The sequence below is a fragment of the Roseobacter insulae genome (assembly GCF_019375555.1).
In the GTDB taxonomy this organism is placed as follows: domain Bacteria; phylum Pseudomonadota; class Alphaproteobacteria; order Rhodobacterales; family Rhodobacteraceae; genus Roseobacter; species Roseobacter insulae.
On record NZ_JAHXDN010000004.1, the window covers coordinates 297,616 to 311,200 of the forward strand.

The window sequence follows — 13,585 nt, forward strand, 5'->3', positions numbered from 1 at the left end:
CGGTGCCAAACCCGGCAAACCATATGAAAACGACAGTATTGAGTTGCGGTTCGCATCATCTGGCGTTCAAGTGGAGCCACCATGAGCACGGCAACAGTTTCAGTCGAAAACATTGATGGCGGACCGGTTTTGCGTCTTGGCGGCGATCTCGTGACCGAGGCGCTTGGCGCGGTCGAGCAGAGTTTCGCGCGCTTCACGACCAAGGCCCCCCGGCTCACGATAGACCTTTCCAACCTGACATCGCTGGATACCGGTGGCGCCTGGATGATCGCCGATCTGCAAGCCAGATTGCACGACGCGGGCGTGGCATCGGAGCTTGTCGGCGGTTCCGCCGAGCGCACTGCCCTGATTGAAACCGTATCCCGCGCCCGCCCGCACGAACGCGGTGTCGAAGCCCCGCCAAGCGGTTTTCTGCCCTGGCTCGCCGGGCTTGGCGCGAACACCGTCGATCTCTTCAAGGCCATTGTGTCTTTACTGAATTTTGTCGGTCTTGTACTGCACCGGCTGGCCGGAACCCTTGTCAGACCATGGCGGCTACGCGCGATTTCGCTGGTCAGCCAGATGCAGGAAATCGGTCTGAACGCTGTTCCTATCGTTGCGTTGATGGGTTTTCTCATCGGCATCGTGCTGGCCTTTCAGGGGGCAGTGCAATTGCGACAGTTCGGGGCTGAGGTTTTTGTCGTCGATCTGATCGCCGTTTCGGTCCTGCGGGAACTGGGGATCTTGCTGACCGCCATCATCGTGGCCGGTCGCTCTGGCTCGGCTTTCACTGCCTCCATCGGCTCCATGAAGGTCCGCGAGGAGATTGACGCCATGCGAACGCTTGGGCTTGATCCGATCGAAGTGCTTGTTTTACCGCGGGTTCTGGCCCTGATTGTCATGCTGCCCATCCTCGGGCTCATCGCCAATATCTGCGCGCTGATCGGCGGGGGCTTGATGAGCTGGGCCGAGCTTGGGATCAGCCCGGGCATGTTCCTGACGCGTTTTGTGGACAACACCGATGTCTGGCATCTTGGTGTCGGAATGATCAAGGCGCCGTTTTTTGCTTTCATCATCAGTATCGTGGGCTGCTGGCAGGCGCTTCAGGTGGGGGGATCTTCCGAAAGCGTTGGGCAAAGAACGACCCAATCGGTTGTCCAGTCGATCTTTCTGGTGATCGTTGTCGATGCCGGCTTTTCGATATTCTTCGCGGAGGTTGGCGTGTGAAGGGCAACCCTGGGTCCCCCGACGCCGCCAAGGTCACGCCCGCGCGAGAGGCCATCATCCGCGTGCGGGGGCTGCACACCGCCTTTGGCCCGCAGGTCGTACATGACAATCTCAACCTTGATGTCTGGAAGGGCGAGGTTCTGGGCATTGTTGGCGGATCGGGTACCGGCAAATCCGTCCTGCTGCGGACAATTGTCGGGCTGATCCGGCCCGTCAGAGGCGAGATCCAAGTATTGGGCACAGACGTGATCAACGGTCCCGAGTCTGACCGCCGCGCAGTTGAAAAACAGTGGGGTGTGGCCTTTCAGGACGGGGCGCTCTTTTCCTCGCTGACCGTGCTGCAGAATGTGATGGCGCCGATGCGTGAGCACCTGCGGCTGTCGCATGGGCTGATGAAAGCGCTGGGTGAGCTCAAGATCAGCCTTGTCGGGCTGCCGCCGCTGAGTTGTGGCAAGTTCCCATCGGAGCTTTCAGGCGGCATGCGCAAACGGGCGGCACTGGCCCGGGCGCTGGCGCTCGACCCCAAAATCGTTTTTCTCGACGAGCCCACCGCCGGGCTCGATCCCATCGGCGCTGCCGCCTATGACGATCTGATTGGCGAATTGCAGCGCTCGTTGGGTTTGACGGTCTTCATGGTCACGCATGACCTCGACAGCCTCTATGCGATCTGCGACCGTGTGGCAGTGCTTGCCGAAAAGCGGGTGCTGGTAGAGGGCCCGGTGGATATGATGGCTACGGTCGATCACCCCTGGGTTCAGGAGTATTTCACGGGTCCGCGCGCGCGGGCGGCGACGGCGGCTGACTGAAGGGACGATCATCGATGGAAACCAAGGCCAACTATATTCTGATAGGCGCTTTCACGCTTTTCGGAATTCTGGTGGGTTTCGGCTTCCTGCTGTGGCTGGCCAAGGTCGAAGTCGACCGCCAATACGCCTACTACGATGTCCTGTTCGACAACGTGTCCGGTCTCAGCGAAGCCGGCGACGTCCGGTACAACGGTCTTCCCGTCGGCCAGGTGGTTGATCTGGCGCTGGACGCGGATGATCCGTCGCAAGTGCGTGTCAGGCTAGAGGTCGATGCCGACACGCCGGTCAAGACGGATACGGTCGCCACGTTGCAGTCACTGGGTGTGACCGGCGTCAGCTTCGTGGGATTGTCAGGTGGCAGCCCGGGTGCTGACACCATGCCGGAGGAAGGTGTTATCCGATCGCAGACCAGCGCGCTGCAATCCGTCCTGCAAGGCGCACCGGAACTGTTGCAAAAGGCGGTGCTGCTGCTTGAAGATATCAATGACGTGGTCAATGTGGACAACCGGCAGGCCGTGGATACGATCCTGATGAACCTCTCTTCCGCTTCGGGCCGATTGGACCGCACACTGGCAGATGTTGAAACGCTGTCGGATGACATCGGCCTTGCGGCGCGTGAAGTGGCCGGTTTTGCCGGACGGCTCGACGCCCTGTCCGACACCGCCCAGACCACGCTCGAGACCGCCACGGACACGCTGGCCGCTGCAAAAGGCGCGGTCGAACGATCCGATGCCATGATCGAGACCGCCAATGCGACTTTGTCCACGATGGATCGCACATTTGCCGCCGCGAATACCCTTATCGACGGGGACCTGACCGATTTCGTGCGGCAGGGCACGGCAACCGCTGCAAGCATAGAAACGACGCTCGATGCGCTTGAACCCACGATGACCGACACACTGCAAGCGGCCCGCGGCGCCCTGACGGAGGCGGAACAGACCTTCATCACGACCAACCGCGTTCTGGACGAGGATATCGACGCCATCCTGACAGACGCAAGGAGCGCGGTGAACGCCTTCAAAACCACGGTGGAAAATGCGTCGGGCGACATCGGATCAATCTCAGACGAGGTACTGCAGGCATCGCAATCAGCGTCTCGGTTCATGGCCACGCTGGAAACCGTCGTTACACAAAACCGGCGCCAGCTTTCGAATTTCCTGAGGGTCGGGTTGCCCGAGTTTCTGCGCCTGACCGAGGAAGCGCGCATTCTTGTCAGCGACCTTGATCGCTTTGTCGAACAGGCGCAGCGGGATCCGGCGCGGTTCCTGCTGGGCACCCAGGGGTCGGAGTTTCGCAGATGACCCGGTTCCCGTCGACACTGGCGATCTCTCTTGTGGTGACCGGGCTTCTGACCGGATGCACGGGCCTCAGTACGCTGACCTCGGCCACGGCCCCCACGGATCTCTACACGCTGACACCCAAGAGCACTTTTGACCCGTCACTTCCAAGGTTGAAAAACCAGATTGTCATTGGCGAGCCGACGGCCACGGCAGCCGTCAGCAATGATCGGATCGCGGTGCAGCCGTCTCCGCTTCAGGTGGAGTATCTGCCGGGCGCACGTTGGGTGGATCGCGCCCCTGTGATCGTGCAGGCGCTGTTGCTCGAAAGCTTTGAAAACAGTGGCAAGGTCGATGCTGTTGGCCGCTCCGCGGTCAGCCTGCGCGCAGACTACCTCGTGGTCACCGATATCCGCGAGTTCCAGGCACGCGTGCCCCCCGAGGCCTTGGAAAACGATCGCCTTCAGGTGCAGGTGCGGCTGAATATCAAGGTGGTCAATGCCGATCTTGACCGGATCATCGCTTCGCGCTCCTTCGAAGAAATCGTGGAGGCGCAAAGCGACGCCGCCCCGGACATCGCCGAGGCCTTCGACGAAGCTCTCGGTGACGTGATGCGCGACGCGGTGGAATGGAGCATTCGCAGCATGCACGCCGACGCACGCAAAAGACCGGCCACCTCAGACTACTGACAGCGCAATATTAACAGAGCTTGGTAAATCGCGACCAGGTGCCGCACAGGATGATCCAGCAATGTGCACCGTGCAACGATCCCTCGCCCCGTCGACAAAGGTCGCGTCCCTGAGTTGGAGGTCCGCTCCCACGAAACCACCCTCGACAGATCTTCTGTTCTGCTGGGAATGCTTGCAGGTCGCACAGCGGATGTCTTTGACAACCTTCTCACCGTGGTTCCGCTTGGTTCCGGGTTTCTGAATCATCTCCACTCCTTGGTGGTTACGATGTGCCAGAAACCCTCTCTTATCAAATCGACCTAATCTGTCCCATTGGCGCTGACGTTAGACACATCGGAGAGGCGCAAGCGCAATCGAAATTGCGGAACATCGTTATCGAGGCGCGCGGACTTCGGGACGACAACGGCAATCCATTGGCCGACACCGTAGCGAAACACCAGAAGGGCTCGGTGGTGCCTATCCTGCTGGACTTACGAAACAGGCTAGACGGTCAAGTGATCGCACCCGAAAGAGCTCTGAACGAGATAGCATCAATGCACCGGTCTGTTTTGCAGAACAAGGAGGATGGAGACAGGGCTGATCTCACGACGATCTATGGCGGGCTGACATCGGTACCCTACACATTCCTGACGGGTGTATTGCTCGACGATGAAGGAAGCATCATCACGTATGACTGGGACCGCGCTCAGGAAAAGTGGCGCAAGATCGAGGGCCCAGGCGATGGCGCACAATTTCATGTGGACGGGGTCGAAGCGATCGGGGGTGTGCCAGAAGTCGTGTTTGCAACGGCATTCTCATACCCGATCCAAGATGACGATTTGGCGACCACGTTTGATCTCCCGAGTGTCAGACTAACCCTCGATGGCATGTCATCGGACGCACGTTGGTCGCAACAAAAGCAGAACCGCCTGGCGCAGGAATTTCTGGAGGTCGTGAAGAATCTTGCCGGGAAAGGCGTAATGCGGTTGCATCTGGTGTTGGCCGCACCGAACAGCGTGGTTTTCACATTTGGTAGGCGTTACGATACGCGGAACCTGCCGGAGATCGTAGTATATCACTATCAGCGCGGCGCGCCTGTCGCCTATCCGTGGGGTGTATCCATGCCCATCGCTGGTCTTAACGATGCCAAAGTAGTGCGGGACGCAGAGCCGGTTGCAAGAGCTGATGAGTAGGACAGAAATCGTTGCGGTTGCAGCGAACGGCCGGTCTTACTTTCTACGAGCGCTAAATGGATTCTGACGGCTAAAGTCCGGTTTTGGCCGTCAGAGAAAACGGTTCTTAGGTTTAGGCAGTTGCGAAGCAAGTTTAGCGAATGCTAACGATGTGCGATTGGCTTCCGTGAAGTAGGCTGCCAATTTTTCAACTTCGAAGCTATCGGGGTCTGGCGCGGATGCATTAAACTGTTCCAGATTGGCCCTCGCTGCCATCTCAAGCTGTCGTATCTCTTTTTGCTCTTCTGAGGAGTGTAAAGGAGAACGAAGTTGTGGCCCATTTCGCCATTCGTGGTCGCGCCAGGCGCTTCGAGAGGCGTGGCACTGCAATTGAAATGCGCCGAAGCTCCGCTCAACGCTTGCTTCAGTCTTTTGTCTTTCCAATCGCAAGGCGTTGATCTCGGCGCTTTTTGTTGCTTTGAGTGCCAGCTTGATTGATCTACGATCTAGCATCCAGAATGCGACACCAAGCGTCGCGACGATGGCTGTGTAGAACTCCAGCGGATTTGTCAGCATCAAGTATTGAGCATAATCAATCATCAGCGCTCCCCCTATATCGTTCAGCAAAAAAGCGTGTCCACAACATGTGGCTGTTAGATGGCGTCCATTCAACTGTTGGGGCCGACCGCACCCCGACGCGGAAATCATTTTCCATACGAATGGCTGCTTTGACCGGCAGCGCCGCAGCATCGGAAAACCGTACCTAATGGCAGGAATGGGCAGTTGCCGAACACTGGCCGTCTACGGCGGTCACACCAAGGAATTGAGGAGAAGCATAGGGTTGATGGTGCTGCTGGAGAGAATCGAACTCTCGACCTCTCCCTTACCAAGGGAGTGCTCTACCTCTGAGCTACAGCAGCGCCGACGTGGCGGGTGATTAGACGCTAATGCGGATCGGTGCAAGCCTAATCTGGACCCCCCGCGCGGCCTGCGTTAGACAGGCGGCATGGCTCAGAAAGACCAGTCCCCAAAGCCCGGAAAACCGGGTACTTCCCGTGATGACCGGCTGAAAGCCGCGCTGAAGGCAAATCTTGCCCGACGCAAAGCACAAAGCCGCGCGCGTGCGAAGGATCAGGGACCCGATACAGGCACACCGGCGCTGGCCGGTAAAAACAAGGACGCATAAGCGCATGGACTCCATTCTTGTCAGAGGTGGCGGCCCGCTCGCCGGGCAAATTCCGATTGCGGGGGCAAAGAATGCCTGCCTGACCTTGATGCCGGCAACTCTGCTGTCCGAGGAGCCGCTGACCCTGATCAACGCGCCCCGCCTCAGCGACATTCGCACGATGACCCAGTTGTTGCAGTCCTTGGGGGCGGAAGTGACATCGCTGCAGGACGGGCAGGTTATCGCGCTCTCAAGCCACGATATCAGCAATCACACAGCGCATTACGACATCGTTCGGAAAATGCGGGCCTCCATACTGGTACTGGGCCCGATGCTGGCGCGCGAAGGCCATGCGGTTGTATCTTTGCCCGGAGGGTGCGCCATCGGGGCGCGCCCCGTCGACCTGCACCTGAAGGCATTGGAAGCGATGGGGGCAGAGCTGGAACTGAAAGACGGCTATGTGCACGCGAAAGCGCCCGGCGGCCTGAAGGGCGGCAACGTCGATTTCGACTTCGCCTCCGTCGGAGCGACGGAGAACGCCTTGATGGCGGCCACGCTTGCGAAAGGAACGACCGTGCTGAACAACGCGGCGCGCGAACCCGAGATCGTTGATCTCGCACAGTGCCTTCGGGCCATGGGCGCGCATATCGAGGGTGAGGGGACTTCGGTCATCACGGTCGAAGGGGTTGATCGGCTCGGCGGGGCGACCCATACCGTTGTGACGGATCGTATCGAACTGGGCACATACATGCTGGCGCCCGCAATCTGCGGCGGCGAAGTGGAACTGCTCGGGGGCCAGATGACCCTCGTTGAGGCCTTTTGCGAAAAACTGGACGCGGCCGGCGTCGATGTATCGGAAACTGCCGGTGGGCTATCCGTCAAGCGCCGGACCGCAGATATTCGTGCGATCAATGTGACGACAGAGCCCTTCCCCGGTTTTCCGACTGATCTGCAGGCGCAGATGATGGCGCTGCTCTGCACGGCTCAGGGCACGTCGGTGCTGGAGGAAAAGATATTCGAAAACCGCTTTATGCACGCGCCTGAACTGATGCGCATGGGGGCCGACATCGACGTTCAGGGCGGCACGGCGACCGTCACCGGTGTGCCTAAACTCAAGGGGGCGCCGGTCATGGCCACCGATTTGCGCGCGTCGGTGTCGCTAATCCTTGCCGGGCTTGCGGCAGAGGGTGAGACTCGTGTCGGCCGGGTGTATCACCTCGACCGCGGGTATGAGCACGTCGTGGCCAAACTGTCCGGCGTTGGGGCCGACATCGAACGGATTTCAGAGTCATGACGGATGCACGGTTTGAAGACAGCCGCGAGGCCCCGCTGAACCTGGGGGCCATGGACGCCGATGACCTCGCGGTGATCTCGGCACTGGTGCAGGATGCCGTGTTCCCTGCGTCAGAAATGCGCTGGGACCGGACAGCCCACCGCTTTGCCCTGCTCCTGAACCGGTTTCGCTGGGAAGAAGGCCCCGCACGCGCGGCCTCACCCGAGCGGGTCCAGTCTGTGCTTGTTTTCGAGGGGGTGTCCGGCGTTGCCAGCAACGGTATTGACCGCAAGGACAAGGACACCGTTCTATCCATCCTGTCGGTCACCTTCGACGCCACGGACGCGCCGGCGGGCCATGTTCTTCTGACCCTAGCGGGCGATGGCGCAATCCGTCTGACGACCGAGGCGCTGGAAGCCACTTTGAAAGATGTGACCAAGCCTTATGTAGCCCCGTCAAAGAAGACACCCGACCACCCTGATTGAGTGCTCTTTCTGCTTCTGAACACCCCGCCGGAGCAATACGCGCCTCCGGTGACCCGCTAAAGGTTCCATCATGCCCGTCTTTCTGAATGCCGCCGACACCGACTTTGAAGCCGCTTTCGAAACCCTTTTGTCCGCAAAGCGCGAGGACAGCCCGGATGTGGACGAAGCCGTGGCCGCGATCATTGCCGATGTGCGCCATCGGGGCGATGCCGCCCTGATCGACCTGACTCAGCGATTCGACCGGGTCACACTGACGTCCGGGACGCTGCGGATTTCAGGGGACGAGATTGACGATGCCGCCGCGCGTGTTCCCGAAGACCAGCGCGCCGCGCTGGCGCTGGCGGCGGACCGCATACGGGCTTATCACGAACGGCAGCGACCCGAAGATGCGCAATGGACCGACGACACCGGTGCCTCGCTGGGCTGGCGCTGGACAGCTGTTGCTGCAGCCGGGCTTTATGTGCCCGGGGGTCTGGCATCCTATCCGTCCTCCGTACTGATGAACGCGATCCCGGCCAAGGTTGCGGGCGTGCCGCGCCTTGCAATGGTGGTCCCCGCACCCGATGGCGCGCTGAACCCGCTGGTGCTTGCCGCCGCCAAGCTGGCGGGTGTGGACGAGGTCTACCGCATCGGCGGCGCACAGGCGATCGCCGCGCTGGCCTACGGCACCAAGACCATCGCGCCCGTCGACAAGATCACCGGTCCCGGAAACGCGTTCGTGGCGGCCGCCAAGCGGCGGGTGTTCGGCAAGGTCGGCATCGACATGATCGCGGGGCCCTCGGAAATCCTCGTGATCGCGGATGCGGCGAATGACCCCGACTGGATTGCGCTCGACCTGCTCAGCCAGGCCGAGCACGATGAAAGCGCGCAATCCATCCTGATCACCACCGACGCAGGGTTTGGTCAGGCCGTCGGCGACGCCGTGGACAGACGCCTGCAAACCCTCGAACGCCGGGCCATCGCCGGGGCCAGCTGGCGCGATTTCGGGGCCATCATCACGGTGCCTGATCTGACCACCGCCGCGGTGCTTTCCGACCGGATCGCCCCGGAACACCTGGAGCTCTGCGTTGCCGACCCTGACGCCCTGAGCGCGCAGATCACGCATGCCGGTGCGATGTTTCTGGGCCAGTGGACGCCGGAAGCCATCGGCGATTACATCGGCGGGCCGAACCATGTGTTGCCGACAGCACGTTCTGCGCGTTTTTCCTCCGGGCTGTCGGTGCTTGATTTCATGAAGCGCACAACCCTCGCCCGCATGACGCCCGCCGCCCTGCGCACGGTTGGCCCCTCCGCCGAAACGCTCGCACAGGCGGAGAGCCTCGAAGCACATGGGCTGTCTGTCACAGCCCGGTTGCGCAAGCTGAATGATCCCGGTTAACGGGGTCTTGGTCATTGCCCTTCGGCGCGGACCTGCGTTAAGCAATGTCAGTTCGCTATCCGAGTAAAGAATCCATCAATGTCCCGCATTTCCCAGATCATCATTGACGACTCCGGCCTGCCGCCGCCCACACCCGAGATCGAACAGGAGCGCCGTGTCGCCATGTTCGACCTGCTTGAGGACAACACTTTCGTGTTGCCTGAACGCGACGGACGCGACGTCCCGCAAGGTCCCTATCACGTGGGGCTCGCGATCCGGGAAAAACGCCTTGTTTTCGATGTGAGCACCGAGACGGACGAAAAAGCGGCCGAATTCCATCTGTCGCTCGGTCCGTTTCGGCAGGTCGTCAAAGACTATTTCCAGATATGCGAAAGCTACTTCGAAGCGGTCAAGAAGCTGCCGCCAAGCCAGATTGAAACGATCGATATGGCGCGTCGCGGTATTCACAACGAAGGGTCTCGCGTCCTGCAGGAACGTCTGGAGGGCAAGGCAGAAGTGGATACCGACACCGCGCGCCGCCTGTTCACACTGATCTGCGTCCTGCATTTTGGAGGCTGAATGAGCCAGGAAATGCCAGGGTCCGTTCTGTTTTGCTGTGACCACAACGCGGTGCGGTCGCCCATGGCCGAGGGCATCATGAAAAAGCTGTATGGCACCGGCACCTATGTCCAGTCGGCCGGTGTGATCAACGATATGGAGATCGACGGATTTTCCATCGCGGTCTGTCAGGAAATCAATGTCGAACTGTCGCGCCACCGCAGCCGCAGCTTCGACGAGATGGAAAACTGGGGCGATGATCTGGGCTCGTTCGATCTGGTGATCGCGCTCAGCCCGGCATCGCAGCGCCGGGCACTGGACCTGACACGGTTTTATCATCTGGAAGTCGAATACTGGCCCATTCTGGACCCCACGGGGCTGGGGGAAGGACGCGATGCAAAACTGGCCAGCTACAGGCAGGCGCGGGATCAGATCAGGGAAAGACTGCTGGCGCGTTTCGGTCCCCCGACGGAGATGATGTAACTGAAGGCCCGAGCGCCTCAGACACCATCAAGCGTCCCCAGGAATTTCTTCAGCAAACCGTCCAGCGCCTGTCGTTCCGCAACTGTCAGGCCCGAGACGATTTTTGCTTGCGTGGCGACGTGGGCAGCGACCCCCCGGTCTATGACCTGAAAACCCTTGTCGGTCAGTGATATCAGAAATCCGCGACCGTCATCGGGGTTCGGCACGCGCTCGACGAATCCGGCCCTGACCAGTTGATCGATGCGGTTCGTCATTGTTCCCGACGTCACCATCGTCGATGCGATCAGATCGCTGGGTGACAAACGGTAAGGCGCACCCGACCGGCGCAGGGTCGCCAGAACGTCAAAGCCGGGAGCATTCAGGCCAAACGCCAACCACGTCTTTTCCATTTCCCGCGTTGCACTGACAGCAGCCCTTTTGAGCCGCCCCAGCAAGGCCATCGGTGCCACATCGAGGTCGGGACGTTCCTTGCCCCATTGCACAGTGATTTTGTCAACATGATCCATATTTCCATAATTACAGTTTTTATCTTGACGTCAAGGCAATTATATATATCTTGATATCAAGACACTATGGAGTCGATCATGCCACGTACAACAGACATCCTGCTGACCGGGATCGCCCCGGCAATCTGGGGCAGCACCTATATCGTGACAACCGAATTTCTGCCGCAGGGGTATCCGCTCACGGCAGCCATGCTGCGCGCCTTGCCTGCCGGTCTTTTGTTGCTCATCATCGTGCGGCGCCTGCCAGAGCCTGCGCTATGGGCCAGGATTCTCGTACTCGGCGCCCTGAATTTCTCTGTGTTCTGGTCGCTTCTCTTCCTTGCGGCCTACCGTTTACCCGGCGGTGTTGCGGCAACCCTGGGCGCGCTGCAGCCGCTCATGGTCATATTCCTTGCACGCGCGGCACTGAACAGGCCGATCTTGCCGGTTTCCGTGATCGCAGCGGTTGCGGGCGTCGGCGGGGTTTCTTTGCTGGTCCTGACCTCCAAGGCGGCATTGGAGCCCTGGGGCATGGTCGCGGCTCTTGCAGGCGCTCTGTCCATGGCCGCTGGCACGGTTCTGAGCCGAAAGTGGCAGCCGCCGGTCTCCGCGCTGACCTTCACGGCATGGCAACTGACAGCCGGGGGCGCCCTTCTGTTGCCGGTTGCTTTCTGGGCGGAACCCGCGCTCCCAAAACTGAGCACAGAAAACCTGCTGGGCTTTGTCTACCTGGGCGCCATCGGTGCCGCGCTGACCTACGTGTTGTGGTTCCGGGGCGTCCGCAATCTGGAACCTGCCGCCCTCTCGACACTGGGATTTCTCAGCCCGGTGTCAGCGGTTCTGCTTGGGTGGATATTTCTCGACCAGAACCTGAGCGTCCTGCAATTGATCGGATTCGGCGTCGTCCTGGCAAGTATCTGGCTCAGCCAGAGGCCACATGTGCCGTTTTGGAAAGGCCCCCCGCTCCCCGCCCGGTGACATGCGAAATGCAGGTCGAAGGGCAACTGCCAACCTGCTCGCTGACAAAGGGCGACACGGCGCTTGGAAATCTTCGCCGCGCATGTTCTTTCGCGATAAAGCTTGGGGATGAATACCCACCGCGTCACATTACCGAAACAAACGTCTCTTACCAAAGCGTAGTCAAAAACCCGAGGATATCCCATGAACAGATTACTACCCATGACGGCGCTTACGGCACTGATGTCCACCACAGCTGGCGCTCAGAACGTCTCGCAAGCCGATAACGAATGGTTCAGAGCGGGACAAGCCGCCATTGCACAAAAAACGGCGGTCCAGCCGATCACATCGCAAGCTAAAAACGTCATCATCCTGATCGCGGATGGCAATGGTGTCGGCACCAATTATGCAACGCGCCTCTGGCACGGTCAGCAGAACGGGAACATGGGTGACGAAAACGTTCTGCCGTACGAAACATTCCCGCATCTTGCGCTGGCGAAAACCTACAACGTGAACGCCCAAACACCTGACAGCGCCGGCACGGGCACCGCGATGCACTCGGGCATCAAGACGAAAGCAGGGGTTGTCGGCGTGGACGAAACGCTGAACCGCGGCGATTGCGCGCAAACAGAAGCGGCGTCTGTCACCAACATGTCTGAAATCATGACTGCGACAGGCCGGTCCGTCGGAGTGATCTCCACCGCGCGGATCACGCATGCCACCCCGGCCTCGGTTTATGCGCATTCCGCCGACCGGAACTACGAATCCAACGACGGGTTGCCGGAAGGCTGCGCGCAGCCGGACATCGCCTCACAGTTGATCGAGGCCATGAAGGCAGGTCATGTCGATGTCGCGATGGGCGGTGGACGCCGCCACTTCATCGGCAAGGATGTCACGGACGAAGAGGGCAAAACCGGCAAGCGCACCGACGGGCGCAACCTGCTGGAAGAGGCCAGAAGCATGGGTGCCCAGTATGCATGGAACGACGAGACCGCCAGCGCATTGGCGCTGGATGGCTCCTCTCCGATCCTCGCCTTGTTCGAATCCAGCCACATGAAATACGAATATGACCGGACAGGTGAGCCCTCGCTGGCCGAGATGACAAGCACCGCGATCAGGGCACTGCAAGGCAATGAAGGCGGGTTTTTTCTCTCCATCGAAGCCGGACGCGTGGATCACGCCAACCATGACGGCAACCTCCACCGCGTTGTAACCGATGGGGTCGCCTTCGCGGAGGCCGTCGCGATTGCCGACGAGCTGACCAGCGACGAAGACACTCTGATCGTGGTCACCGCCGATCACGAGCATGCAATTGCCTTCAACGGGTATTGCGGGCGCGGCACACCCATCACCGGCCTGTGCTACGGCATCGACGGCAATGGCGTGATGCACAACGGAGAGCCGCAAACCGGTGCTGACGGCAAACCCTATACGGTTGTCGGATATCTCAACGGTGCCGGTACTGTCCTGCGGGAAGACGTCAACTGGGTCGGGGCGCGTGGCGATATCACCCAGGATGAGGCCACCGATCCGGACTACCTGCAGCAGGCGCTTATCCCACGCTCTTCGGAAACCCATTCGGGTGAGGACGTCGCGATTTATGCGAAAGGTCCCTGGGCGCACCTGTTGAACGGTACGGTTGAGCAGAACTTCATATTCCACGTGATGCATCACGCCGCCACGGTGGAGTAAC

The 13,585-nt window shown here is 60.1% G+C and carries 15 protein-coding genes and 1 tRNA gene; 13 read left to right on the plus strand and 3 right to left on the minus strand.

Features of this window, described 5'->3' with window-relative positions:
- Positions 1–81: 81 nt before the first annotated feature.
- The 5 genes from KX928_RS15625 to KX928_RS15645 all read left to right on the plus strand — a co-directional run bounded on the left by KX928_RS15625 (position 82) and on the right by KX928_RS15645 (position 5,150).
- On the plus strand, positions 82–1,206 hold the full coding sequence (locus tag KX928_RS15625; protein ID WP_219504505.1) for an ABC transporter permease: 1,125 nt from the start codon (positions 82–84) through the stop codon (positions 1,204–1,206).
- Positions 1,203–2,012 carry an ABC transporter ATP-binding protein gene (locus KX928_RS15630; RefSeq protein ID WP_219504507.1) on the plus strand — a complete coding sequence of 270 codons (810 nt, stop codon included), beginning with the start codon at positions 1,203–1,205 and terminating at the stop codon, positions 2,010–2,012. Before KX928_RS15625 ends, KX928_RS15630 begins: the two co-directional genes overlap by 4 nt.
- Positions 2,013–2,026: 14 nt before the next feature.
- Positions 2,027–3,313, plus strand: coding sequence for an MlaD family protein (locus tag KX928_RS15635; protein ID WP_219504511.1), 1,287 nt, complete (start codon positions 2,027–2,029; stop codon positions 3,311–3,313).
- On the plus strand, positions 3,310–3,978 hold the full coding sequence (locus tag KX928_RS15640) for an ABC-type transport auxiliary lipoprotein family protein (protein WP_219504513.1): 669 nt from the start codon (positions 3,310–3,312) through the stop codon (positions 3,976–3,978). Before KX928_RS15635 ends, KX928_RS15640 begins: the two co-directional genes overlap by 4 nt.
- Positions 3,979–4,247: 269 nt before the next feature.
- Positions 4,248–5,150 carry an SAVED domain-containing protein gene (locus tag KX928_RS15645; RefSeq protein WP_219504515.1) on the plus strand — a complete coding sequence of 301 codons (903 nt, stop codon included), beginning with the start codon at positions 4,248–4,250 and terminating at the stop codon, positions 5,148–5,150.
- 90 nt (positions 5,151–5,240) lie between these two features.
- On the opposite strand, the gene KX928_RS15650 is transcribed toward KX928_RS15645, so the two are convergent.
- Entirely contained in the window at positions 5,241–5,729 is a 489-nt protein-coding gene (locus KX928_RS15650) for a hypothetical protein (protein ID WP_219504524.1), read from the minus strand.
- A gap of 245 nt (positions 5,730–5,974) precedes the next feature.
- Positions 5,975–6,049: transfer RNA gene (locus tag KX928_RS15655), tRNA-Thr, on the minus strand.
- An 86-nt stretch (positions 6,050–6,135) separates the two neighbouring features.
- Between KX928_RS15655 and KX928_RS15660 the strand changes: the two genes are divergently transcribed.
- The 6 genes from KX928_RS15660 (at position 6,136) to KX928_RS15685 (ending at position 10,450) form a co-directional block, all read left to right on the plus strand.
- On the plus strand, positions 6,136–6,315 hold the full coding sequence (locus tag KX928_RS15660) for a hypothetical protein (protein WP_219504526.1): 180 nt from the start codon (positions 6,136–6,138) through the stop codon (positions 6,313–6,315).
- Positions 6,316–6,319: 4 nt separating this feature from the next.
- Positions 6,320–7,588, plus strand: a complete 1,269-nt coding sequence (gene murA / locus KX928_RS15665) for a UDP-N-acetylglucosamine 1-carboxyvinyltransferase (protein WP_219504527.1) — start codon at positions 6,320–6,322, stop codon at positions 7,586–7,588.
- Positions 7,585–8,052, plus strand: coding sequence for a DUF2948 family protein (locus KX928_RS15670; RefSeq protein ID WP_219504529.1), 468 nt, complete (start codon positions 7,585–7,587; stop codon positions 8,050–8,052). The genes murA and KX928_RS15670 overlap by 4 nt, the downstream gene beginning before the upstream one ends.
- 70 nt (positions 8,053–8,122) lie before the next feature.
- Positions 8,123–9,430, plus strand: a complete 1,308-nt coding sequence (gene hisD / locus KX928_RS15675) for a histidinol dehydrogenase (protein ID WP_219504531.1) — start codon at positions 8,123–8,125, stop codon at positions 9,428–9,430.
- A 78-nt stretch (positions 9,431–9,508) separates the two neighbouring features.
- Positions 9,509–9,988 carry a UPF0262 family protein gene (locus KX928_RS15680; protein ID WP_219504533.1) on the plus strand — a complete coding sequence of 160 codons (480 nt, stop codon included), beginning with the start codon at positions 9,509–9,511 and terminating at the stop codon, positions 9,986–9,988.
- Positions 9,989–10,450 carry an arsenate-mycothiol transferase ArsC gene (locus tag KX928_RS15685; protein ID WP_219504534.1) on the plus strand — a complete coding sequence of 154 codons (462 nt, stop codon included), beginning with the start codon at positions 9,989–9,991 and terminating at the stop codon, positions 10,448–10,450.
- Between the two features lie 17 nt (positions 10,451–10,467).
- Here the strand turns inward: KX928_RS15685 and KX928_RS15690 are convergent, their stop codons facing one another.
- Positions 10,468–10,956 carry a MarR family winged helix-turn-helix transcriptional regulator gene (locus tag KX928_RS15690; RefSeq protein ID WP_219504536.1) on the minus strand — a complete coding sequence of 163 codons (489 nt, stop codon included), beginning with the start codon at positions 10,954–10,956 and terminating at the stop codon, positions 10,468–10,470.
- A gap of 78 nt (positions 10,957–11,034) precedes the next feature.
- On the opposite strand from KX928_RS15690, the gene KX928_RS15695 reads away from it, so the two are divergent.
- Together KX928_RS15695 and KX928_RS15700 are read left to right on the plus strand one after the other, a co-directional pair.
- Entirely contained in the window at positions 11,035–11,913 is an 879-nt protein-coding gene (locus tag KX928_RS15695; RefSeq protein WP_257883841.1) for an EamA family transporter, read from the plus strand.
- 183 nt (positions 11,914–12,096) lie between these two features.
- Positions 12,097–13,584, plus strand: a complete 1,488-nt coding sequence (locus tag KX928_RS15700; protein WP_219504538.1) for an alkaline phosphatase — start codon at positions 12,097–12,099, stop codon at positions 13,582–13,584.
- The last annotated feature ends 1 nt before the right edge of the window (position 13,585 follow it).